We start from the raw sequence: 23,865 nt of genomic DNA on the forward strand, positions 1-23,865 counted from the left end.
ATTAGGATAGAAGAAACCAACCAGAATAAAAATAAAAGATGTTATACTATTTATTTGAATATTTAGAAAAACAGTTTCAGTTTCCTGGAGCAACGCTTTTTGGGTTTATAACTTTTAGAGCAGCTTTAGCGGTGATTTTGTCCTTGCTTATTTCAACTATTTATGGAAAACGTGTAATCAGATTGTTGTTAAAACAGCAGGTAGGAGAAACCATTAGGGATTTGGGTTTAGAAGGTCAGCAAGAAAAAGCAGGTACGCCAACCATGGGTGGGATTATTGTTATTCTGGCCACCTTAATTCCGGTGCTTTTACTGTGTGATTTAGGAAATATCTATATCATTCTTTTAATTGTGACAACCATTTGGATGGGTGTTATCGGTTTTTTAGATGATTATAAAAAGAAGTTTAAAAATGATAAGGAAGGCCTAAAAGGAAAGTTTAAAGTGCTTGGTCAGGTAGGTCTCGGACTTATTGTTGGGGCAACCTTGTATTTTCATCAAGATGTCACGATGAAAGAGCAATTACCTGCTGATGTGCGTCAAGAGCTTAAAGCGGCTAACCCAAATATTCCAGCATCAAAATTATTTAGAGCAGAAGAACGAGCCCCTAAAACAACCATTCCGTTTGTTAAAAATAATGAGTTTAATTATAGCGATATGATTACTTGGATTGATCCAGCCTTAGCGAAGTATGCCTGGATTGTTTTTATTCTGGTAACCATTTTTATTATAACAGCAGTATCTAATGGCGCGAATCTTACCGATGGTATTGATGGCTTAGCCGCAGGGACATCATCCATTGTGGTGCTGACTTTAGGGATTTTTGCTTGGGTGTCAAGTAACATTGTTTTTGCTGATTACTTAAATATCATGTATATCCCAGGCACTGAAGAAATTACGATTTATATCGCCGCGTTTGTTGGAGCGCTTATCGGGTTCTTGTGGTATAACACCTATCCAGCTCAAGTTTTTATGGGTGATACTGGTAGTTTAACTATTGGAGGTATTATAGCAGTTATTGCTATTGCTGTACGTAAAGAATGGTTGATTCCTGTGTTGTGTGGTGTGTTTTTAGCTGAAAATTTATCGGTAGTGATGCAAGTAGGCTGGTTTAAGTATACTAAGAAGAAGTATGGGGAAGGCCGTCGACTTTTACAAATGTCGCCCCTACATCACCATTATCAGAAGTTGGGGTATCATGAAAGTAAAATAGTAACCCGTTTTTGGATCGTGGGTATTTTGCTTGCGATTGTATCAATTGTAACTCTTAAAATTAGATAAGCCATTTATGTTTCCGCGAAAGCGTAAAACAGAAGAAATATAGAGATTATGATAAAAAATAGATTAGTTGTTTTAGGAGGTGGAGAAAGTGGTGTTGGTACAGCGCTTTTAGGAAAAGCAAAAGGCTATGATGTTTTTGTTTCCGATAAAGGAAAAATAAAAGAGAAGTATAAAGAGGTTCTTATAAATAATGAGATTGATTGGGAAGATGAAAATCATACCGAGGCAAAAATTTTGAATGCCAATCTAGTCATGAAAAGTCCTGGAATTCCTGATAAAGTAGAGCTGATTAAAAAAATTAGAAATGCTGGGATTTCTGTGGTTTCTGAAATTGAATTCGCTTCAAAATTTACTAATGCGACCATTGTTGGGATCACTGGTAGTAACGGGAAAACAACCACAGCCACTCTAACGCATTACTTGTTAAAGAGTGAGTTGAATGTTGGTTTGGCAGGGAATATCGGCGATAGTTTTGCTAAGCAGATTTTAGAAGATGATTTTGAAAATTATGTTTTAGAAATAAGCAGCTTTCAACTGGATGATATTGTTGATTTTAGACCGCATATTGCAGTGTTAACCAATATCACTCCAGATCATTTAGATCGCTATGATTACAAGTTTGAAAATTATATCGAATCTAAGTTTAGAATCGCTATGAATCAAACAAAAGATGATTATTTGATTTATGATGCTGACGATGAGGTGATTGTGGATCATTTAAAAAACAATCCTATTCAATCCATTTTATTACCGTTTTCATTAGAGAAAACCATTGAAAACGGCGCCTATTTAGATAAAGAAAATATTAAAATAACAATAAATAATAATCAGATAATTATGCCAACATCAAAACTTGCACTAGAAGGGAAGCACAATGTTAAAAACGCTATGGCTGCTTCTACTGTGGCACATTTATTAAAGATCAGAAAACAAACCATTCGTGAGAGTTTAGAAAGCTTTCAAGGTGTAGAGCACCGTTTGGAGCAAGTTCTTAAAATAAATAAAGTACAATATATAAACGACTCTAAAGCAACCAATGTTAATGCTACTTATTATGCTCTTGAGAGTATGGCGGCACCAACGGTATGGATTGTAGGAGGTGTTGATAAAGGGAATAATTATAAAGAGTTGTTTTCTTTTGTGAATGAAAAAGTAAAGGCGATCATTTGCTTGGGTGTTGACAATGAGAAGTTAATGAGCACCTTTGGGAATATGGTTGATGTTATTGTAGAAACTCAATATATGAGTGAGGCTGTAAAAATCGCTTATAAATTAGCCGAAACTGGAGATAATGTGTTGTTGTCACCTGCTTGTGCTAGTTTTGATTTATTTGAAAATTATGAAGATCGCGGACGTCAATTTAAGGATGCGGTAAGAAACCTGTAAAAAATAAAATTTGCAAGCAGTATTTAAAAATATAAAAGGAGATCGACTCATTTGGGCTATTGTGGCATTGCTTGCTATATTGTCCTTCTTGCCTGTGTATAGCGCAGCTAGTAACTTGGCTTATAGAGGCGTTGGGAGTAATACCTTTTCTTATTTTATAAAACACTTTGTGCACTTGGCTTTAGGGTTTGCAGCGATTTATATGATTCATAAGGTGCCCTATAAATATTTTCAAAAGGCTTCGTTGTTTATGCTGCCTATTGTTTTGGTTTTGTTGATTATTACCTTGTCTCAAGGCACAACAATTGGAGGGGCAAATGCGAGTAGATGGATTCAAATACCGTTTGTGGGCGTATCATTTCAAACTTCTACTTTGGCTGGAGTTATATTAATGGTTTATGTGGCGCGCTATTTGTCAAAAGTATATGGTAAAAAAATTACGTTTAAAGAGTCTATATTGCCCTTGTGGCTTCCAGTGTTTTTGATCTTGATTTTTATTTTGCCAGCAAATTTTTCAACCACAGCTATTATTTTTAGTATGGTGGTGATATTGGTGTTTTTGGGCGGATACCCGCTTCGTTATTTAGCGGTGATTATAGGTTCTGGGCTGTTATTTTTATCCTTGTTTGTTATGGTGGCTAAAGCCTTTCCTGAAGCTATGCCGAATCGTGTAGATACCTGGATGGGACGTATTGAAAGTTTTTCAAACCCGGAAGATACTGAAGCCGATTATCAAATAGAAAAAGCTAAGATAGCCATAGCCTCAGGAGAAATTTGGGGAGTTGGTCCGGGGAAAAGTTCACAAAAAAACTTTTTGCCACAATCTTCTTCAGATTTCATATTTGCCATCATTATTGAGGAGTATGGTTTGTTGGGTGGTTTTTTTGTAATGTTTTTATATATGTTGCTGTTGTTTCGAATAGTGATTGTTGCTCATAAGTCAGATTCTGTTTTTGGAAAATTGGTCGTGCTAGGATTAGGGTTGCCTATTGTGTTTCAGGCCATCATTAATATGGCTGTAGCGGTAGAGTTGTTTCCTGTTACCGGGCAAACCTTGCCTTTGTTAAGTAGTGGTGGAACTTCAATCTGGATGACTTGTTTAAGTATTGGAATTATATTGAGCGTTAGCGCGAAAAGAGAAGAAATAAAAGAAAAGGAAATAAATAATGATAAGGCCTTAGATGTTTTGTCGGAAGCAATTTAGAATGTTATGTATAAAGTGATTTTATCAGGTGGAGGCACCGGAGGACATATTTACCCTGCTATTGCTATAGCAAACGAAATAAAATCAAGGTACCCAGATGCTGAGTTTTTGTTTGTTGGTGCTAAGGATCGTATGGAGATGGAAAAAGTTCCTCAGGCTGGATATAACATTAAGGGCTTATGGATTACGGGTATTCAACGTAGTTTTACCTTAAAGAATTTGAGCTTTCCTTTTAAAGTGATTAGTAGTCTTTTGGGGGCTCGAAAGATTATAAAGCAATTTAAGCCAGATATTGTTATTGGAACCGGAGGTTTTGCAAGTGGACCGTTACTTAAAATGGCTGAAATGGCTGGTGTTCCTGTTTTGATTCAGGAGCAGAATTCTTATCCTGGAATTACAAATAAGTTGCTCGCAAAACAAGCAAACAAAATATGTGTGGCTTATGATGGTTTAGAACGTTTCTTTCCGAAGGAAAAAATTGTAAAAACTGGAAACCCTGTTCGTAAAGGTTTGTTGCATATTGAAAATAATAGTGAAGAGGCTAAGAAGTTTTTTGATTTAAAAGAAGGAAAAACAACACTTTTAGTGATAGGAGGGTCTTTAGGGGCCAGACGTATTAATGAGCTCATCGAGAAGGAGCTTGATTATTTTGATACTCAAAATGTACAAGTGATTTGGCAATGTGGGAAACTCTACTATGATAAGTATAAGCTTTACGATAATACTAAAAATGTACAAGTTCATGAGTTTTTAAATAACATGGACATGGCTTATGGTGCTGCAGATGTAGTGATTTCTAGAGCGGGAGCAGGATCAGTTTCTGAGCTTTGTATTGTTGGTAAGCCCGTGATTTTTATTCCGTCGCCAAATGTAGCGGAAGATCATCAAACAAAAAACGCCATGGCTATTGTAGATCAAGATGCAGCTTTGATTATTAAGGAAGAGGATTTAAATGCCGATTTTGAAAATAAGTTCTCGCAGCTCATCGCACAGCCTGAACGAAAAATAGAATTAGGAGAAAATATAAAGAAATTAGCTTTGGTGGATGCAACCAAAGAAATTGTTAATGAGGTAGAAAAGCTTCTGAATAAATGAATTTAAACACCATACATAGGGTCTATTTTATCGGCATTGGAGGGATTGGAATGAGTGCTATTTCGCGATATTTCGAAGCTAACAAAAAGTTAGTCGCTGGCTACGATAAAACACAAACAGAGATTACAAACGGTTTGGTTGATTTGGGTATAGCGATTCACTTTGAAGATAGTATAGAACAAATTCCACAACCTTTTTTGGATCCAGAACATACCCTTGTGGTTTATACGCCTGCGGTTCCTAAAGATCATGCCGAGTTGAATTATTTCCAAAACAACGGATTTGATGTGGTTAAGCGTTCGGCGATTTTAGGTTTGATTACTGAGCATACTTTTTGTTTGGCGGTTGCTGGTACTCATGGTAAAACCACAACAACTAGTATTTTAGGACATTTGTTAAATACTTGTCATGTGCCACTTACCGCGTTTTTAGGTGGTATTAGTGAAAATTATAACTCCAATTTAATTTTAAATGGAACAGAGGTGTCTGTGGTAGAGGCCGATGAGTTTGATCGTTCGTTTTTAACCTTATCACCAGATTTTGCTTGTATCACCTCTATGGATGCTGATCATTTGGACATCTATGGTGATGCTTCCGAATTAAAAAAATCATTCGTTCAATTTTCAGAACGACTAAAGCCTGGCGGAAAGCTTTTTGTAAAGAATGGTTTGGATTTAGAAGGAATCACTTATGGTATTGAAGATGATGCTGATTATAGCATTCAAAATATAAGAGTACAAAACGGAGCTTATGTGTTTGATGTAAAAACACCAAAAGACCGTATTGAAAATTTAGAATTTAACCTGCCGGGAAGACATAATTTGTCTAATGCATTAATTGCCTTGGCGATGGCTGTAGAGTATGGTTGCCCTTACCAACAGCTCGCCGAGGGGTTAGCGTCTTATAAAGGTGTAAAGCGTAGGTTTTCGTATCAAATTAAAAGGGAAGATTTTGTGTATATCGACGATTATGCGCATCATCCTCAAGAGATAAATGCTGCGCATCAGGCGGTTAGAGAAATGTACCCTGGTAAAAAAGTGTTGGCTATTTTTCAGCCACATTTATTTAGTAGAACCCGTGATTTTATCGATGATTTTGCAGAAAGTTTATCACAGTTTGACAAATTAATATTGTTAGATATTTATCCAGCACGAGAGTTGCCTATTGAAGGGGTAACCTCAAATTGGTTGTTAGGTAAAATAAAGAATGAAAATAAACAATTGGTAAGTAAAGCCAATTTGTTGCAGGCTATTCACAATAGCGATGCGCAAGTGGTGTTAACTATTGGAGCAGGGGATATAGGAGCAGAGGTAAACCGAATTAAAAAAGAATTTAGTCTTGAGAATTAACTGGAATTACATAAAAATGATAGCCTTATTTGGGGTGGTGATTTTTCTTTTTGCTTTTGCTTCAGGCAGAAATGATAAAAGGGTAATCTCGCAGCCTCAGGTTAAGTTTTTAGGCGAAAACAATCTTTTTATAACCAGTAAGGCTGTTAGTAAATTGTTAATACAAAATTACGGAGGGGTTACAAACGTGCCAAAAGAAGCTTTAGCTTTGAATGAATTAGAGCAGGCCCTAAAATCTAATCCCATGATAAAGACGGCAGAAGTGTATGTTTCAGTAAGCGGGACACTTAAAGCCGATATAGAACAAAAAACACCTATTGCGCGAGTAAGCACTAATGCGTCTTATTATATTGATGCTGACGGTTTGTTCATGCCGTTATCCAATAATTATTCTGCAAGAGTACCCTTGGTTACAGGTTATGTTGAAAAAAATAATTTGAATAGCGTATACCAAGTCGCCCTAAAGACAGAAAATGACGCTTTTTTAAAAAAACACGTGTTTGAAATTCATCAAGATGAAAAGGCACAGCTTTTTTTAAAACTTAGAAAATGTAATTTTTTAGTGCAGTTGGGAGATGTGAGCGCTTTAGATAAAAAAATAAATAACCTTAAAGCTTTTTATAAAAAAGCACTTAAGGACCAAACATTAAAAAACTATAGTAAAGTTAATTTACAGTTTGATAACCAAGTAATATGTACCAAAATTTAGGCTATGGAGCATAATTTATCAGTAGGATTAGACATAGGAACCACGAAAATTGTGGCCATGATTGGTCGTAAAAACGACTACGGGAAGTTGGAAATTTTAGGTATAGGAAAATCTAAGAGTTTAGGCGTTCACCGTGGTGTCGTTAATAATATTACGCAAACCATCCAATCGATTCAACAAGCGGTTCAAGAGGCTGAAGCGGCATCAGGTTTAAAAATTGAAGATGTCACCGTAGGTATTGCTGGGCAGCATATTCGTAGTTTACAGCATAGTGATTATATCACTAGAGAAAACTCAGAAACGGTAATTGATGAAGAAGACATTGATCTGCTCATCAATCAAGTGCATAAACTGGTCATGCTTCCTGGAGAAGAAATTATTCACGTACTACCGCAAGAATATAAAGTCGATGGTCAAGCAGAAATAAAAGAACCAATTGGCATGTATGGTGGCCGTTTAGAAGCTAATTTTCATGTGGTTGTTGGTCAAATCACTTCCATTAGAAATGTTGGGCGTTGTATAAAAAGTTCTGGATTGAACCTTGAAGGGATCACACTAGAACCTTTAGCGTCATCAAATGCCGTATTAAGCCAAGAAGAGAAAGAGGCTGGTGTGGCTCTAATTGATATCGGTGGTGGAACTACTGATTTAGCTATTTTTAGAGATGGTATTATTCGTCATACTGCCGTGATTCCGTTTGGTGGAAATGTCATTACGGAAGATATCAAAGAAGGCTGCTCAATTATAGAAAAGCAAGCCGAATTATTAAAAATCAAATTTGGTTCAGCTTGGCCAGGAGAAAATAAAGACAATGAGATTGTTTCAATTCCTGGTTTAAGAGGAAGAGAACCGAAAGAGATTACCCTTAAAAATCTTTCTAAAATTATCCATGCCCGTGTGGTGGAGATTATAGAGCAGGTCTATGCCGAAATTAAAAATTACGGACATGAAGAACAAAAGAAAAAACTCATTGGCGGTATTGTTTTAACCGGTGGTGGAAGTCAGTTAAAACACCTAAAACAATTAGTTGAATATATCACCGGAATGGATACCAGAATCGGTTACCCTAATGAGCATTTAGCTGGTGATAGCGATGATGATATTACGAGTCCGTTATACGCCACAGCTGTTGGTTTAGTGTTAGACGGTTTAAAACGTCAGGAACGTAAAAAAATAGAAGAACAAGAGGAGGAAGAGATTGTAGAAGAAAAGATAGTTGAAGAGGGTACAACTGAACCTATTGAAGAGCCTACAGTGCAAAAACCAAAAAAGCAACGTTCTTCATTCCTCGAAAAGTTAACAGATCGTCTTAAAGATTTTTTGGACGATGCCGAATAGGCGATAAATATAGATGACAAAGTAGTACTAAAGTTGTTTAAGTAACAATTTTAAAATTATAGCCGAAAGGCGCAAATATTGATCCATAGAAATTAAAATAGTAAGTACAAACCCTAGTAAAACAGAATTTATGAGCAGCAATGAAAAATTCGAAACAAACATTTCATTTGATTTACCCAAAAATAAATCAAATGTTATTAAAGTGATTGGCGTTGGTGGCGGCGGTAGTAACGCCATTAACCACATGTTCCAACAAGGTATTAAAGGCGTAGATTTTTACGTGTGTAATACAGACTCCCAAGCCCTTGAAAATAGTGGAGTTCCAAATAAAATACAATTAGGAGTACACTTAACAGAAGGATTAGGTGCAGGTGCAAACCCTGAAATTGGTGAGCAGTCTGCTGTAGAAAGTGTAGAAGATATTTCTCAAATGCTAGATACCAACACTAAAATGGTATTTATAACAGCCGGAATGGGTGGAGGAACCGGAACAGGTGCTGCTCCTATCATTGCTAAAATGGCTAAAGAGAAAGATATCCTTACCGTGGGTATTGTAACCATGCCATTCCAGTTTGAAGGAAAAATGCGTTTAGAGCAATCTCAAAAAGGGATTGAAAACTTACGTGGGGTAGTAGATTCATTAATTGTAATTAATAACAATAAGCTTCGTGAAGTTTATGGAAACCTTGGTTTTAAAGCAGGTTTCTCTAAAGCAGATGAAGTTTTAGCTACCGCTGCTCGTGGTATAGCCGAAGTAATTACACACCACTACACTCAAAATATTGATTTACGTGATGCCAAAACAGTGTTAAGTAATAGTGGAACAGCTATTATGGGATCGGCTTTGGCTTCAGGTCAAAATCGTGCTCAAGAAGCCATTAGAAAAGCCCTTGACTCACCGCTATTAAATGATAATAAAATTACCGGAGCGAAAAAAGTATTGCTGCTAATCGTTTCTGGTGCTCAAGAAATTACCATTGATGAAATTGGTGAAATTAATGACCATATCCAAAGTGAGGCCGGACATAGTGCTGAAATTATTATGGGTGTTGGTGAAGACGAAGGTTTAGAAGAATCTATTGCTGTTACTATTATCGCTACGGGTTTTAACATCGAACAGCAAGACGAAATTTCTAATACAGAAACCAAAAAGGTAAAACACGTTCTTGGTGAAGATCAGGAAGCCGAAACTCAGGAGAAAGAGCCTGTGGTTATTGCGCCAAATGTTGAAATGAAAGCAAAACCACAAGCCCCTAAAGTGGTTCGCCATACTTTAGATCTTGAAGAAGAGACTCCAAAGCCTGTGCAGCAACCGAGAAAACCACAAGCTTCAAAAGACGATTTTGATTTAATACCAACTTCTGAAATTATCAGAAACATTGGTGTGACTTATGAAGAGGTTACCGATAAGGTTGATGAGGTACATGAAGATGATTTTGTTATTAATCCGGTTTCACGTACCACACCTCAAATTTCAGAAGAGAGCGAGGTTGAGCTGGAGTCAGACTTTATTGAAGACGAACAGCAAATTACTTTAACTTTTGATATGCCTATTTCATCAAATCAAGAGGTTTCAGAGCCCGTTGAGGATGAGTTTGAGAAGCCAGCTCAAGCAGAGGCAGAAGAAATTATTTCTCATGATTTAATGAGTGATGATGTAAAGGATATTCCGGTTAATGACCATATTGAAGTGATTTCAGTTACAGAAACCAATAAAGGTGGTGATATTCGATATGCTTTAGATGACTATGATGATACAGAGTCTTCAAAAGCACAACAAAAGTCTAATGAAGTCTTAGAACAAGAAGAAGATATTGTTTTTGAAAGAAAAGTGGTTGAGAAACCAGTAGCTGAAGAGGAAGAAAGAGAGGAGATTGATCCTATGAATACGCCTATTTCAGAACTACTTAAAGACCGTGCTGAGGAGCGTAGACGTAAAATGAAGGATTTCAATTATAAATTCAATAGTTCTAAAATTGATGATATTGAAAAGGTTCCTGCTTATAAGCGTCAAGGTGTGAATCTAAACGCGTCTAAGCATTCATCAGAAACCGATATGTCTAGAACGAGTATAGGTTTTGATGATAATGACGACATTCAATTAAGAAGTAATAATTCTTTTTTACACGATAATGTAGATTAATTTAGAGTGACTAACTTGGTAAGAAACCCGAAGTGAAAAAAAATATCGCTTCGGGTTTTTTGATGCTTAAATTTTACAATGTGATAGCTGTGAGTACAGCATTTTTCTTAGTATCTTCGCATATAAATATGTTAATAAAATGAGTTTACAAGCAGAAATAATGACGGCTTTAAAAGAAGCAATGAAATCTAAAGACCAAACGGCTTTAACAGCATTAAGAGCAGTTAAATCTGCGATTTTATTAGCTCAAACTGAAACCGGAGCCAAAGAAGAATTAAGTGAAGAACAGGAGTTGAAAATACTTCAAAAACAAGTGAAACAACGTCGTGATAGTGCCACGGTTTACCAAGAGCAAGGTCGCGAAGATTTAGCAGCACCAGAACTCGCTGAAGCCGATGTCATTTCACAATTTTTACCAGAAGCCTTATCTGAAGATGAAATTACTAAAGTTGTAGATGCTACTATTGAAAAACTCGGTGCAGTAGGCATGAGGGATATGGGTAAGGTCATGGGCGTGGTGAGTAAAGAACTGGCAGGAAAAGCTGATGGTAAAACCATTTCTAATGTGGTAAAAGCTAGATTGTCTTAAATTAAATTAATAATAGTGATACCGTGTCAACCACGGTATTTTGGCTGCGTAGTTCAACTGGATAGAATATCAGATTTCGGCTCTGAGGGTTGGGGGTTCGAATCCCTTCGCGGTCACAAGTAGCTTGTTTAAAAAGCATTAAAACCATGTAATTCTTATGAATTACAAAGGTTTTGAGAATTATGGCAATCCATTTGAATTGGTATAATTCCATCTTAAATGGTTGCCAATCGGTTACCTTTTTTTTAAGGTGTCTGCTTAGCAGACACCTTAAAGAAACTTTGTAATAGTATAGTTGAATTGACTTTCGTACTTAATCATTTTAATTACGACAACTATGCAAAAGCAAAACACTTTTTCTATACTCTTTTGGTTACAAACTTCAAGGGCTATAAACAATGAAGCATTAATTTATGCTAGAATTACTGTAAATGGTAAGCGTTTAAATATAAGTTTAAAACGTAAAGTAACTGTTTCACTCTGGGATTCTAGTAAAAAAAGGGTTAGAGGCAATTCAATTCAGGCTCGGCAAATAAATCAATCAATCGACCAGACCCACACCAAGCTTTTTCAAATTTATCAAGATTTAAAGTTTAAAGGTGAACTCATAACAGCTCATCTTATAAAATCACATTACACAGGTGAGACTAATGAGTCCAAAAGCCTTCAAGAGCTCCTTAAATATCATGCTAAAAAAATAGAAAATACTTTAGCAAAAGGATCTATAGAAAATTTTGGTGTTACCGAAAATTATATAAATCGATTTTTACTTAAGAGCAGAAGAACTACAGATATTTATTTAAACCAATTAGATTATAAATTTCTATGTGACTTTGAAAGTTACTTATACGATTATTGGCCAAAGGGGCATCCAAGGACTATGAGTCAAAATACGGTAATGAAACATATCCAACGGTTTCGTAAGATTATAACTTTAGCTTATCATATCGAGTGGATTGAAAAAGACCCCTTTGTTAAGTGGAAACAAGTATATGAGAAAAAAGAAAGAGAATTCCTTTCAGAAAATGAATTGTCTAATCTTGAAACGCTTTCATTTAAGATAGAGCGATTAGAGCGTGTTCGCGATTTGTTTGTCTTTAGTTGTTATACCGGTATTAGTTATGTCGATATTATGCAGCTAACAGATTCTAATTTAGTTAAGGGAATGGATGGCAGTACTTGGATTGTTACACACCGACAAAAAACGAAATCTAAGGTTAAAATCCCCTTATTGCAACAAGCAGAAAACCTCATAAAAAAGTATGAAAATCATCCGTTAACCACTAGTGCTCAAACCTTATTTCCAATAATTACAAACCAAAAACTAAATGCTTATTTGAAGGAGTTAGCAGATATCTGTGGTATTAAAAAGAATCTAACTTTTCACATGGCAAGACATACATTTGCTACAACGGTCACATTAAGTAATGGTATGCCAATTGAAACTGTTTCCAAATTGCTTGGCCACACTAAAATAGCAACCACTCAAATATACGCCCGTGTATTAGAAGACAAGCTAAGCCAAGATATGAACAATTTAAGGCAGCAATTAGAAGGTAAATCTAAAAATAATGATAGTGCTTCCAAATTAGGTTAAAGAAGGGTGTTATGTTTTAAAAAGCAAGATAGTTTTATTTGTCTTGCTTTTTTTTCATACAAATTAAAGTTGTTTGTTATTTAGGAGTTGTTAGTTTTAGGCCTCAATTTATATTAAACTAAATAACCAACCCAAAACTATGGAATTAACGATTTACAAAACTATTACAAACCTTTTAAATCAAAAACTAGAAGACATTGATCAATCCAACGATGATACCATCCAAAAATTAGAGAGAAGTTATTCAGTGTCTTACAAAGCTCTTAAAGAACTTAAACAACATTATTCTAATAGTAATTTACTCAATCAACAAAAGGAAATAGAGTTTTTTAAACACATAAAGCCTTATGTCTTGAGCAAAGTTATTACCTTTTCTCAGCTTTATAATTTAGAAAATAGAAAACCAACAATTTCAGATAAGGCCATTTTAAAATACTACAAAAGTTATATTGTAGGTCTTCAGGAGTATATCGATTCAAATATTAGTTTTTATAACTATTACCGAACGGAGAGCTCGATGTATGATCAACAATATTTCACTAGAAGTGAAATCGATTTAAAACTCTATCCAGAAGCTGCGTATTTCTGTACAGACAATAATTTTTCAACAAGCCATGATACCATTCTTGCCACTATTATGGCAAATGAAGAGATTATTATGTATGTAAAGCAGGAGATGACAAACTATAGTCAGCAGGTTTTAAATAGCCATAAAGGTTTTAATAATAATTTAAAATGGACGGCAACCAAAAGTGATTTAGTGGAGTTATTGTATGCGCTGCATTCAAGTAATGCTATAAATAATGGGAATGTCACATTAAAGGAATTAGCAACTTTTTTAAAGGAAGCTTTTAGCTTGAAATTAGATGATTATTCCAGAGTTTATTACGAACTACAATCTCGAACACAAAAAACTAAGTTTATAGACAATTTAAAAGAAACTTTAGAAAATAGGATTGAAAATTCGTTAGAAACGAGAAGGTAAATCCTTTTACATTTCATACGTTTTTTAGCTAAAAATAATGAGCATTTAGCCTTAGAAAGTAATTTTTTGTAGAGCTATGGTATTTTATTAAGAAAAAAAAATAAAAATTTTTAATTCATTTTATTCTAATTAAGTTCTATTTGGAGGTAATACTCTAAAATTACGAACATGTTTGCATGTTACTTGATTTTCTTGCTGCGGGTTTCCCGTAATTTATTGACTTTTAAATGTGTTTTATAGTTCTGTTTACTAAAGTAAAATAGTCTAAACCATTAATAGACAACTATGTTTTTTAGGTTTATTGTTTATAGTCATAAACACCCAACTAGTACCCAACTTGTGTATAGGTAAATTTGTTTGTAAATAAAATCATACACATGAATTTTATTGAAATAAGTTTAAAAGCTCAATTATATAGTAATATAATATGTTACAAATTATACCAAACATTACTGCACACATATAATCCCAACTTCGATATCATTGTGGATAATTTTCAAAAAGGAGTTGCAAATTTGCCAAACGAAAGTCAAATTCAACTAATACTAACCATTAAAAACCTTTTTTTAAAAAGGTAAACTTTTAAACTCAATTATTAACGAAACTATGAGCATTAAAATTTTAACGCTAGAGGATTTAAATGAATTTAAATCAGAATTACTTGGTGATATCCAAAACTTAATGGCCGAGCCTCAGAACGAAAAACCTAAAAAATGGATTAAGTCATCAGAAGTTCGAAAGATGCTAAGTATATCAGCAGGAACACTTCAAAATCTTAGAATCAATGGTACTTTACCCTACACAAAATTTGGAAGTGTCATTTATTACAATGCCCACTTAATTAATGAAATCCTCGAAAGTAATCACATTCAAGGTTCCTAAATAGATTTAGTTCTCCAGTTTAATATTTAAAAAGCAATCGCTTTTAAATTCTCTCTCTTAAGTTTTAATCAATGCTAAACCTCCAGTTTTATGAAATTGGAGGGTATTAGTCATGCCGTAATTTAAATAAAGAGCTATGCAATCCATTAATTATATAAGCCATTTAAATCAAGTCTTTAATGTGTTTTCATCAGATAGCAGATTAAACACGACCCATGTAAGCATGTATATGGCGCTTTTTCATTTCTGGAATAATGCCCGATTTGCTGATGAGTTTTTTATAAACCGTAACGATGTTATGTTGTTGTCTAAAATAGGCTCTAAAGGAACCTATCATAAATGCATGAGGGATTTAGATACCTGGCAATATTTTAAATATCTGCCTTCAAGGAACCCGCAAATGGGAAGTAAAATTAAGATGTTCGATTTAGGTACAAGTACAGAACAAGTAGAGGTGCGGCATTGTACCAAAAATGGTACAAGCCCTGTACAAGTATCGGGGCGTTATATAAACAATACTAAACATAAAAAACCGGTAAACATTTTTAAACCAAAAAATTTAGAAAATGTTACTGATTTTTTTATTTCAAAAAATTGGCATACTAATCATGCTGCGAAATTTTTCAATCATTACGAGTCTGTAGGTTGGAAAAAAGGAAAAAGTCAAATTGAAAATTGGCAAGCAGCAGCACAAAGTTGGATGCTTCAAGCTGAAGCTTTAGAGAAAACAAAAAATGTCGAACAAAAAGCAACAGACAGCCTGCATACTATCCGCAATAAAAATTATAACCAACCGCTATGAATCATTCAACAACCATTTTCAATGCACAAAAACCGCACATTATCGTTGAAGGTGCAATTACCTATCAGTTGGGCGAATTAAAGGGAAATCAAATCAATTACAACTTTCAGAAAATTTTAATCTACCTAGAAGCTAAAGGTAAATTGCTTTTTGGCAAGCATTTTAAAATCCATCAAGAAGACCATGAAGTGCTATTAAAATTAATAAGTTATTATGTGCATGACGAGGCCTTTTGTGTCAACCTGGGTATCGATATCCAAAAAGGTATTCTTTTATCGGGTCCCGTGGGCTGTGGTAAAACAACATTAATGAAACTCCTTCCTTTTGTCGCACCTCATAAACGACCATTCAAATGTATTCCAGCAAGAAACATTGTGTTTAGTTTTAATAACATTGGGTATAAAACTATTGAAGATTACACCGACCAGGATACTTACTGTTTCGACGATTTAGGAGTCGAACAAAAAGGAAAACATTACGGTGCCGACTGCAATGTCATGGGGGAAATTATTTTGTCACGTTACGATCTCTTTTGCGATTCTGGTCGTATTCCAAACCAAACATCTAAAAGGAAAATTTTCACCCACATTACCACCAACCTCAACGCTCAAGAGTTAGAAGAAAAATACGGCGAGCGTGTTCGTTCCCGAATGCGCAGTATGTTTAATCTTGTTGCTTTCGATGGTAATACTAGAGATAAGAGAAAATAATGTAGTTCGTCGTAATTTCTAGTTTTTGGTGTGTTCAATTTCTTAAGTAAAAGTGAAAGTAATATATTTATGAACTTAATTTATACCTCTTAGGATAATCCGAACAAATTTTAAGTCTATTTTTTTTAAAGGCTAGACTAATGACGTTTAAAATTGTAATTAATGAAGCCTAAAATTTGGACATCTATTTTATTATTCATAAGTGCCTATTCTCCTCTCTTTTTGATATTGGCTGTAAAAGATTTTGACTTTGATTATACTTGCAGATTTCAACACCCTTTTGTGATTTATGTCATGTTAGGATTAAGTATTTTGAGTGTTTTAATTCTTTTTTTAATAATAAAATTTATGCCAAGAGGCAATATGCCTGTAGTTATTAAAACAGTCAGTAATCGCTCTGTAGACTTAATTAATTACACCATTCCTTATATACTTTCCTTTTTTGGGTTTGATCTTTCAAAGTATGAAGATATTATATCACTTGCTATTTTCTTGACTATAATGTTAGTTTTGACAATTACTAGTCGCTCATTATTTCTTAATCCTATACTTGCATTTGCAGGATATGGCCTTTATGATATTGAGTATCAATTTAACGAAAGAACAAAATCAATTGCTGTACTAAGCAAGCATGAATTAAAATCAGGACAAAAGTTTTATATAAAAAGTCTCACACGCTTTTTATATCTCGTAAAAGAAAAAGTTAAAAATGACTAATCAACAAAAATTTATCGAACTCAAGGAATTGAATCTTAATGAGTCATTAGTTTCCTTAGCAATAGTAAAGGAATATAAAAAAGACCGAATTTCTCACTATAATATAGAATATGTAGAAATCGAAGAAGAACTAGAGTCAAAGCTTCGCAATATAATAGTAAACCGAGTAGAGAAGGCTGGTAGTTTTGAAGAATATACGTTCGATTGTCCTGAACCAGAAGAAGATTTGGTTAGGACTATTCCGTATGAAAGTACAGATTTTTATAAAATAATGGAATCACTTTTAACTTTAAATCCTGAAGAAGATAAAGTGGATTCTGTTGAAGATTTGGTTAAGGCCAAATCATATATAATTTTATTGAGAAATAATGAAGGTATTCAAGTAGCAGCTTTTAAAGCTATACCCGAAAATTGGAAACTTAAAAAATCAAAAGGGCTGATTCCTTTACTATTTGAGAACAATACTTTTAAAGATTTGGAGACAGATAATATTTTCAGTATTTCTAGTACAGTGGATTTTTTATACTATAAAGAGTTACTCTTCATATTATCAAAAAAGGCGTTTGAGCAAGGAATGAATTTTAGAGACGGTATGATTGCCAAAGCCAATTCACTTTATAAGGAAACCGAGGAATTAAATCTTTTTGTAAATATGGATATCCTTAAAAGTAGAGTAGGTAACAACCAGAGATATTTAAGGAAATTAGCAACAATTAAGAATTTAGGTTATTATAAAGATCAAAATTATTTGACAAAATTTAAGGTGATTAATGAAGCGAAAAACTGGGGTGTTGTATTTGAAAATGGACAAATTGTAATAACTGAAGATACTCTAGATGATGTTTTGACTGTTTTGCAAAATAAAAGATTACACTCGGAATTGTCAGAGGAAGATTTTGATGTAGAAAGTGTAAAGAAGTTGGGGTAACTTCAGGTTTCAAACCCTCATTCAAGTTGAATTAACCAAATTATCCCACAACCCTAAATCGCTATACATGACAACTAAATAGGGCTTAAAACAATATTGAAGCGAAATTCGGCTTGAAATCACTACGCTCCCATTCAAAATGAAACAATAACACCATCTCCTGGGTTTTAAATCCTTATTACGGATGCGATAAATTTACATGTACAGATTTTTTGGTAGTCAATTGAAAATTCGGAAAATCTTGAGATATATCGACTAGGAATAATTATATAGAATGAATCCAAAAAACTATACTAATAGAATTTGTGAAATAATTAATGCTCCTTCATTTAGTGAAAAAATGGGGGCTATAATTGAGAACTATTCTAATCTTAAACAAGAAAGTTTTATTCGTAATCAAATATTGGTAGAATTAAATAAATTATTTACAAAAGAGAGTGGTAGTCTTAGAGCATTTGCAGAGCACCCTCGAATAAATAAATCTAGAGTAGATTTATCTATAGTAAACAGTGCTGATAATAAGAATCCATATAAAATTGAGTTTAAATTTCAATTTTCTAAAGATTGTTGTAACATGCTAAACTATCAAGGAGTAATTAATAAGGATTTTGAAAATAGGCAAAGTGATTTATTTATCCTAACCATCGCGCATTGGGATATCAATGAGAAAAAAGATTTTGATAAAAAATGGGGTATAACATCAAACTTATCAAGGTATATTTCGAAAACCGATACCTGGAAGCAAAATATTCTTAATTCCTTTAAGCAATTTCAAAATACCGAGTTAATTGAGTTTGAGAAAATAGTAATATCTAAGCCATACAATATCGAATACTACTTTTATATCCTTAGAAGGCAATAATCAATTTCCCTCCAAAACCAACCATCCCAATACAATTAAATATCCTATTTTTAAGCTTTCTTATACAATCCAATACAATCAATGTCAGAAGAACAGAAAAAACAACTCGAAAAACAATTATGGGCTATAGCTAACTTGTTAAGAGGCAAGATGGATGCAGACGATTACAGAAATTACATCTTAGGCTTTATATTCTTTAAATACCTTTCAGAGAAGTTACATCTATATGCCGATGAGATTTTAGAACCAGACAATATAACCTACGAGCAAATAGACGAGAATACTGCAGATGGCAAATTATATATCGATGCTGTTAAAAAAGCATGTATTAAAAATTTAGGCTACTTCTTAAAACCCAGCGAATTATTTACCTCTATTGCTCAAAAAGGAAATAACCTAAGTGATATACAAACCAACGATAACGACGAAGCAACACAGTTTTTTATTATCGAAGATTTAGAACACATCCTAAATAATATCGAACAAAGTACTATGGGTACCGACTCCGAAGACGATTTCATCCGACTCTTCGAAGACTTAGACCTAACATCTTCCAAATTAGGAAAAACCGTAAAAGCTAAAAATGAAATCATAGCCAAAATCATTACCCATTTAGATGAAATAGACTTTCAGTTACAAGATACAGAAAGCGATTTGTTAGGCGATGCCTACGAATATTTAATCGGTGAGTTTGCGGCAGGAGCAGGTAAAAAAGCAGGCGAATTTTATACCCCTCAGGAAGTATCAACCATATTAGCAAAAATTGTAACCACACGTAAAAAACGAATCAAATCGGTGTACGATCCAACATGTGGTAGTGGGTCCTTATTACTGCGTGTAGCTAAAGAAGTAGACGATGTAGGTATGTTTTACGGTCAAGAACTTAACCGTACCACTTACAACTTAGCACGTATGAATATGATTCTGCACGAAGTACACTACTCCAAGTTCGACATCAAGCAGGAAGACACCCTAGAAGAACCGCAGCACCTCGATATCGATTTAAAAGCAGAAGCCATTGTAGCAAATCCACCTTTTTCTGCAAACTGGTCGGCAAAAGGCATTTTTAGTACAGACGATAGGTTTAGCCAATACGGTAAACTAGCCCCAAAAACCAAAGCCGATTTCGCATTTGTGCAACACATGGTACATCATTTAGACGAAAACGGAATCATGGCAACCGTACTGCCACACGGCGTGTTATTTAGAGGAAGTGCCGAGGGCCATATTAGGCGATATTTAATAGAAGACCGCAATTATATCGATGCCGTTATAGGTTTACCGGCAAACATCTTTTTTGGCACCAGCATACCAACCTGTATCCTGGTACTTAAAAAATGCCGAGAGGCAAACGAAGATGTTCTGTTTATAGACGCCTCCAATCATTTCGAAAAACAAGGCAATCAAAATAAGCTATTACCAGAGCATATTGCCGAAATTACAAACACCTATGCCAATAGGGAGGTGAAAGACAAGTACAGTTATAGAGCCACCTTACAAGAAATAGCCGATAACGATTACAACCTCAACATCCCCCGTTATGTCGATACCTTTGAAGAAGAAGAGCCCATCGATATTAATGCAGTTGCAGAAGAGATACAAGCTTTAGATTTAGAAATTGTTGAAACAGATAAACGCATCGCTTCTTATTGTGCTGAGCTAAATATTAAAACCCCTTTTTAATGATGGAAAAACAATTAAGTTCTATTGTGCCTAGTCGAAATATACCACAGTTGAGGTTTCCAGAGTTTGAAGGGGTATGGGAAACAATCAAGTTAGATAAAATTGTAAGTAAAGTGGGTAGTGGTAGCACACCAAAAGGAGGTGTTGAAGTTTATACAAAAACAGGAATCCCCTTTATTAGAAGTCAAAATATATTTAGTAATACACTAAATTTAGATGAAACACATATTCCAAAGACTTTACATGAGAAAATGAAAGGGAGTAAAGTATTGTCTAATGATATTTTATTAAATATTACTGGCGGTTCAATTGGTAGAAGTTGTGTTGTTCCCAATTCATTCGAAGAAGGTAACGTAAATCAACACGTTTCAATTATCAGATTGAAAAAGGATAGCCCTAAGTTCTTACAAGCATTGCTTTCATCTTTTCATGGGCAAAAACTTATATTTCAAGGTATGACAGGAAGCGGTAGGGAAGGTTTGAATTTTCAAAGTATAAGAGCTTTTAAATTTAAATTACCCCAATTCCCAGAACAACAAAAAATAGCAGCATTCCTTACAGATGTAGATACTAAAATAACCCAACTCACAAAAAAGAAAACTCTTTTAGAGCAATACAAAAAAGGGGTAATGCAAAAAATCTTTAATCAAGAATTAAGATTTAAAGATGATAATGGGAATGAGTTTCCTGATTGGGAAGAGAAAAAGCTTAAAAAATTTATATTAGATTTTATAGTGCCAATGAGAGATAAGCCTAAAGATTTAACAGGTGATATTCCTTGGTGTAGAATTGAGGACTTTGATGGTAAATATCTATCCACATCAAAATCGAATCAAGGGGTAACAATGGAGACAGTTAAGGATATGAAGTTAAAAGTATATCCAGTTAATACGTTACTTGTTTCTTGTAGTGCTAACTTGGGGTTTTGTGCTATTGTTAAAAAAGAGCTTGTTACTAATCAAACATTTATTGGTCTTTTCCCAGATCAAGAGAAAGTTGATGTCAGCTATTTATATCACATTATGAAACTATCAAGTAGGAGATTGAATGTGTTGTCAAGCGGTACTACTATTTCTTACCTGTCAAGAAAACAATTTGAGAATTTTTCTATCCAATTTCCTTGCCTTGAAGAACAAACCAAAATAGCCAATTTCTTATCAGATATCGATAAAAAAATAGAAGCCGTAACCACTAAAATAGAAAAGGCACAAAGCTTTAAAAAGGGCTTGTTACAGCAAATGTTTGTGTGAGGTCATTTCAAGGCACGAAGTGGTCTCATCCTACAGTATTGAATATAATAGCGGCCGTATTGAAAAACTAGGCTTAAAAAAAAATATGATTTAATGCCTTACATCAAGTTAGGGAAATAAAATGAAAATTATGTTGGAAGAAGTTAAGAAGGTAGGAAAGCCATTTGTTTTCAGGTATAGGCCTAATAATGATTTTACTTTGGATGAAATTAAAAAATCTTATGTTTACTTTCAAAAACGTGAATTATTAAATGACCCTTTAGATTCTACACCAGATTTAATTGACTTAAAAAAGATAAACTATACTAAACTATTTAAAGCATTTGAATTAATCGTTGGGAAAGAGAAAAAAGAGTATCTGGAAAGGCGATTAAGTCCAGTACACTTGGAAACAACTATACGTGAGTTAATTCCTAAATTTATAAACAAGCACGGAATAGCTTGTTTTTCAATGCTTCCAGGTATAAACATGCCTTTGCTTACGAATTATGCTAACAATCATGAAGGATTATATTTACAATATAATATAGACTTAGATTCAGAGTTTTTTAAAGGTTTAAGACTTATAAATTATCAAAATGAATTGAAAAAAATTCCTGTTGAACTGGTTGAAAATGAAAATGATATTTTCAAAATTTTTTACCTCAAGCAAAAGAACTGGGAATATGAACAAGAATTGAGACTAATAAAAGAAGATTTTGGTAAACATAAGATAAATAGGAAATCATTAAGGAATATAGTATGTGGTTATAATTGTAGTGAAGAGTATCTTGGTAAGGTGCTGGAGGCTAACATGTTAAATGATCATGTTTCTGTTTGGATAATGGAGAAACCTACTGAACACAATAGGTTGAAATTACATTTAATAAAGTAATATTGTCCTGTTTAGGTGTAACCTTTAATACGTTCGCAAAGAAGGTAAGGATGTCTTGAAATTATAAACAAAAAATACGAAACCAGGGTTTATTTATAAAACAACCACTAAAAACTTCGAGATTATTGTTAAATCTCGAAGTTTTTAGTAGTTTTACCTCCATGATAGAACAAGCACCAAAATTTGAGTTCTCTAAAAAAGTGGTCACTAACCTGCAAGAGTCAGAAATACTAAGTACCATTAAAAGTATTAATGATGACTATTTGTATTGGGATAAAGTAAAGTACAAAAAAACCAAGTTTAAACCCCATGAGCTTTGGAATATTGTTAAGCTAAGTAGGCTTTTAAAGTCCGATTCTTTAGCTTTTGGTAATTACACTTTTAAATATGTAAATACAGATTACATACAAAAAGTAGTACATTTTTTCGACATGAATATTGGTGGCTATATGGGCGCTAAAAACATTATTCCAGAAGAAGACAAAACACGATATTTAGTAAGTTCTATTATGGAAGAAGCTATTTCTAGTAGTCAAATAGAAGGAGCTAACACCACTAGAAAACATGCAAAAGAAATGTTGCGTAAAGAAATTAAACCGCATACAAAATCTGAGCAAATGATTGTGAATAATTACCTTACAATCAAGCATATTACACAAAATAAATTAGAAAATTTAACACCTCAAAATTTATTAGAGATACACCGTTTAATTTCTAAAGATACTTTAGAGACTAAAAGCGAAGAAGGTGCTTTTAGAACAAGTAACGATATTTATGTGGTCGATCATTTAAAAAGCGAAGTAGTGCATACACCACCACACTATAAAGAGGTGCCAGATCTAATAAATGAATTATGTGTGTTTTTTAATGAAGATGTAGATAAAGATAATTTTATTCACCCCTTGCTAAAAGGTATAATTATTCATTTTATGATTGGTTTTATCCATCCTTTTACAGATGGTAATGGACGTACTGCAAGGGCTTTGTTTTATTGGTACTTACTAAAAAAAGGTTATTGGTTAACAGAGTATTTGTCTATATCTAAAATAATTCAAGATACTAAAAATCAATACGAAAAGGCGTTTATTTATACCGAAAACGATGAAAATGATTTGTCTTATTTCATTACCTATAACTTAAAAGTTATGGAGAAAGCTTTTGAGGCTTTAAAAAATTATATTCAAGAAAAGCAAAAAAATCATTTTAAAATCGCACGTTTTATTAAAATTCCAAATATTAACGAACGTCAAGCTCAGTTACTTAAATTAGTGTACGACAATCCAGAAATAGTTTTTAATACTAAAGAAATAGAAAACAGGTTTAATGTCTCTAATTACACTGCCAGAACAGATTTAAAAGGTTTGGTTGAATTAGGGTTTTTAGAAATTATTCCAGTCAATAAAGTAAAAAGAAATTTTATAAAATCTATTCACTTTAATGAACTTTTAAAAAAACATAAAATCGTGTAAATACTTCGAGATT

21 protein-coding genes and 1 tRNA gene are annotated in these 23,865 nt (G+C 33.7%); all 22 read left to right on the top strand.

The window, feature by feature from the left end:
- Positions 1–38: 38 nt before the first annotated feature.
- The 22 genes from mraY (at position 39) to F6U93_RS04295 (ending at position 23,852) form a co-directional block, all read left to right on the top strand.
- Positions 39–1,280 (top strand): phospho-N-acetylmuramoyl-pentapeptide-transferase, encoded by a 1,242-nt coding sequence (gene mraY / locus F6U93_RS04190; RefSeq protein ID WP_150937149.1) that lies wholly within the window; start codon positions 39–41, stop codon positions 1,278–1,280.
- Between the two features lie 48 nt (positions 1,281–1,328).
- Positions 1,329–2,666 (top strand): UDP-N-acetylmuramoyl-L-alanine--D-glutamate ligase, encoded by a 1,338-nt coding sequence (gene murD / locus F6U93_RS04195; RefSeq protein WP_150937150.1) that lies wholly within the window; start codon positions 1,329–1,331, stop codon positions 2,664–2,666.
- Positions 2,667–2,676: 10 nt separating this feature from the next.
- Complete coding sequence (locus tag F6U93_RS04200) at positions 2,677–3,870, top strand: FtsW/RodA/SpoVE family cell cycle protein (protein WP_150937153.1); 1,194 nt, start codon at positions 2,677–2,679, stop codon at positions 3,868–3,870.
- Positions 3,871–3,876: 6 nt separating this feature from the next.
- Positions 3,877–4,965: an undecaprenyldiphospho-muramoylpentapeptide beta-N-acetylglucosaminyltransferase gene (gene murG, locus F6U93_RS04205; RefSeq protein ID WP_150937154.1), complete on the top strand. Its 1,089-nt coding sequence runs from the start codon at positions 3,877–3,879 to the stop codon at positions 4,963–4,965.
- The gene (murC, locus tag F6U93_RS04210) at positions 4,962–6,314 is read left to right on the top strand and encodes a UDP-N-acetylmuramate--L-alanine ligase (RefSeq protein WP_150937156.1); all 1,353 of its coding nucleotides are present in this window, start codon (positions 4,962–4,964) and stop codon (positions 6,312–6,314) included. Before murG ends, murC begins: the two co-directional genes overlap by 4 nt.
- A 16-nt stretch (positions 6,315–6,330) precedes the next feature.
- Positions 6,331–7,023: a cell division protein FtsQ/DivIB gene (locus F6U93_RS04215; protein WP_317132822.1), complete on the top strand. Its 693-nt coding sequence runs from the start codon at positions 6,331–6,333 to the stop codon at positions 7,021–7,023.
- Between the two features lie 3 nt (positions 7,024–7,026).
- The gene (ftsA, locus tag F6U93_RS04220; protein WP_150937160.1) at positions 7,027–8,361 is read left to right on the top strand and encodes a cell division protein FtsA; all 1,335 of its coding nucleotides are present in this window, start codon (positions 7,027–7,029) and stop codon (positions 8,359–8,361) included.
- 130 nt (positions 8,362–8,491) lie between these two features.
- A complete protein-coding gene (gene ftsZ, locus F6U93_RS04225; RefSeq protein WP_150937162.1) occupies positions 8,492–10,504 on the top strand; it encodes a cell division protein FtsZ in 2,013 nt (670 codons plus the stop codon).
- A gap of 139 nt (positions 10,505–10,643) precedes the next feature.
- Positions 10,644–11,093 (top strand): GatB/YqeY domain-containing protein, encoded by a 450-nt coding sequence (locus F6U93_RS04230; RefSeq protein WP_150937163.1) that lies wholly within the window; start codon positions 10,644–10,646, stop codon positions 11,091–11,093.
- A 42-nt stretch (positions 11,094–11,135) separates the two neighbouring features.
- Positions 11,136–11,209: transfer RNA gene (locus F6U93_RS04235), tRNA-Arg, on the top strand.
- Between the two features lie 221 nt (positions 11,210–11,430).
- The gene (locus tag F6U93_RS04240) at positions 11,431–12,690 is read left to right on the top strand and encodes a site-specific integrase (RefSeq protein ID WP_068603913.1); all 1,260 of its coding nucleotides are present in this window, start codon (positions 11,431–11,433) and stop codon (positions 12,688–12,690) included.
- 139 nt (positions 12,691–12,829) lie between these two features.
- Positions 12,830–13,675 (top strand): RteC domain-containing protein, encoded by an 846-nt coding sequence (locus F6U93_RS04245; protein WP_068603912.1) that lies wholly within the window; start codon positions 12,830–12,832, stop codon positions 13,673–13,675.
- A 606-nt stretch (positions 13,676–14,281) separates the two neighbouring features.
- The gene (locus F6U93_RS04250) at positions 14,282–14,557 is read left to right on the top strand and encodes a helix-turn-helix domain-containing protein (RefSeq protein WP_068603910.1); all 276 of its coding nucleotides are present in this window, start codon (positions 14,282–14,284) and stop codon (positions 14,555–14,557) included.
- Between the two features lie 136 nt (positions 14,558–14,693).
- Positions 14,694–15,359 (top strand): hypothetical protein, encoded by a 666-nt coding sequence (locus F6U93_RS04255; RefSeq protein ID WP_150937165.1) that lies wholly within the window; start codon positions 14,694–14,696, stop codon positions 15,357–15,359.
- Positions 15,356–16,069: an ATPase gene (locus F6U93_RS04260; protein ID WP_150937167.1), complete on the top strand. Its 714-nt coding sequence runs from the start codon at positions 15,356–15,358 to the stop codon at positions 16,067–16,069. The genes F6U93_RS04255 and F6U93_RS04260 overlap by 4 nt, the downstream gene beginning before the upstream one ends.
- 162 nt (positions 16,070–16,231) lie before the next feature.
- A complete protein-coding gene (locus F6U93_RS04265; protein ID WP_150937169.1) occupies positions 16,232–16,786 on the top strand; it encodes a hypothetical protein in 555 nt (184 codons plus the stop codon).
- Entirely contained in the window at positions 16,779–17,714 is a 936-nt protein-coding gene (locus tag F6U93_RS04270) for a Kiwa anti-phage protein KwaB-like domain-containing protein (RefSeq protein WP_150937171.1), read from the top strand. Before F6U93_RS04265 ends, F6U93_RS04270 begins: the two co-directional genes overlap by 8 nt.
- Positions 17,715–17,988: 274 nt before the next feature.
- A complete protein-coding gene (locus F6U93_RS04275) occupies positions 17,989–18,576 on the top strand; it encodes a hypothetical protein (protein WP_150937173.1) in 588 nt (195 codons plus the stop codon).
- An 81-nt stretch (positions 18,577–18,657) separates the two neighbouring features.
- A complete protein-coding gene (locus tag F6U93_RS04280) occupies positions 18,658–20,259 on the top strand; it encodes a type I restriction-modification system subunit M (protein ID WP_150937175.1) in 1,602 nt (533 codons plus the stop codon).
- Positions 20,259–21,509 (top strand): restriction endonuclease subunit S, encoded by a 1,251-nt coding sequence (locus tag F6U93_RS04285; RefSeq protein ID WP_150937177.1) that lies wholly within the window; start codon positions 20,259–20,261, stop codon positions 21,507–21,509. The genes F6U93_RS04280 and F6U93_RS04285 overlap by 1 nt, the downstream gene beginning before the upstream one ends.
- A gap of 130 nt (positions 21,510–21,639) precedes the next feature.
- Positions 21,640–22,383, top strand: coding sequence for a hypothetical protein (locus tag F6U93_RS04290; protein ID WP_150937179.1), 744 nt, complete (start codon positions 21,640–21,642; stop codon positions 22,381–22,383).
- Positions 22,384–22,544: 161 nt separating this feature from the next.
- On the top strand, positions 22,545–23,852 hold the full coding sequence (locus F6U93_RS04295) for a Fic family protein (protein ID WP_068603902.1): 1,308 nt from the start codon (positions 22,545–22,547) through the stop codon (positions 23,850–23,852).
- The last annotated feature ends 13 nt before the right edge of the window (positions 23,853–23,865 follow it).

Source organism: Pseudotamlana haliotis (assembly GCF_008806375.1).
GTDB classification, from domain to species: Bacteria; Bacteroidota; Bacteroidia; order Flavobacteriales; family Flavobacteriaceae; genus Pseudotamlana; species Pseudotamlana haliotis.

Excerpts from the sequence above, each read along its gene's own strand:
- F6U93_RS04265 (WP_150937169.1), top strand. The coding sequence starts at position 16,232 with ATGAAGCCTAAAATTTGGACATCTATTTTATTATTCATAAGTGCCTAT.
- ftsZ (WP_150937162.1), top strand. The coding sequence starts at position 8,492 with ATGAGCAGCAATGAAAAATTCGAAACAAACATTTCATTTGATTTACCC.
- F6U93_RS04295 (WP_068603902.1), top strand. The coding sequence starts at position 22,545 with ATGATAGAACAAGCACCAAAATTTGAGTTCTCTAAAAAAGTGGTCACT.
- F6U93_RS04285 (WP_150937177.1), top strand. The coding sequence starts at position 20,259 with ATGATGGAAAAACAATTAAGTTCTATTGTGCCTAGTCGAAATATACCA.
- F6U93_RS04215 (WP_317132822.1), top strand. The coding sequence starts at position 6,331 with ATGATAGCCTTATTTGGGGTGGTGATTTTTCTTTTTGCTTTTGCTTCA.
- F6U93_RS04270 (WP_150937171.1), top strand. The coding sequence starts at position 16,779 with ATGACTAATCAACAAAAATTTATCGAACTCAAGGAATTGAATCTTAAT.
- ftsA (WP_150937160.1), top strand. The coding sequence starts at position 7,027 with ATGGAGCATAATTTATCAGTAGGATTAGACATAGGAACCACGAAAATT.
- F6U93_RS04280 (WP_150937175.1), top strand. The coding sequence starts at position 18,658 with ATGTCAGAAGAACAGAAAAAACAACTCGAAAAACAATTATGGGCTATA.
- F6U93_RS04290 (WP_150937179.1), top strand. The coding sequence starts at position 21,640 with ATGTTGGAAGAAGTTAAGAAGGTAGGAAAGCCATTTGTTTTCAGGTAT.
- F6U93_RS04230 (WP_150937163.1), top strand. The coding sequence starts at position 10,644 with ATGAGTTTACAAGCAGAAATAATGACGGCTTTAAAAGAAGCAATGAAA.
- mraY (WP_150937149.1), top strand. The coding sequence starts at position 39 with ATGTTATACTATTTATTTGAATATTTAGAAAAACAGTTTCAGTTTCCT.
- F6U93_RS04255 (WP_150937165.1), top strand. The coding sequence starts at position 14,694 with ATGCAATCCATTAATTATATAAGCCATTTAAATCAAGTCTTTAATGTG.
- F6U93_RS04260 (WP_150937167.1), top strand. The coding sequence starts at position 15,356 with ATGAATCATTCAACAACCATTTTCAATGCACAAAAACCGCACATTATC.
- F6U93_RS04250 (WP_068603910.1), top strand. The coding sequence starts at position 14,282 with ATGAGCATTAAAATTTTAACGCTAGAGGATTTAAATGAATTTAAATCA.
- murD (WP_150937150.1), top strand. The coding sequence starts at position 1,329 with ATGATAAAAAATAGATTAGTTGTTTTAGGAGGTGGAGAAAGTGGTGTT.
- F6U93_RS04240 (WP_068603913.1), top strand. The coding sequence starts at position 11,431 with ATGCAAAAGCAAAACACTTTTTCTATACTCTTTTGGTTACAAACTTCA.
- F6U93_RS04275 (WP_150937173.1), top strand. The coding sequence starts at position 17,989 with ATGAATCCAAAAAACTATACTAATAGAATTTGTGAAATAATTAATGCT.
- F6U93_RS04245 (WP_068603912.1), top strand. The coding sequence starts at position 12,830 with ATGGAATTAACGATTTACAAAACTATTACAAACCTTTTAAATCAAAAA.
- murG (WP_150937154.1), top strand. The coding sequence starts at position 3,877 with ATGTATAAAGTGATTTTATCAGGTGGAGGCACCGGAGGACATATTTAC.
- murC (WP_150937156.1), top strand. The coding sequence starts at position 4,962 with ATGAATTTAAACACCATACATAGGGTCTATTTTATCGGCATTGGAGGG.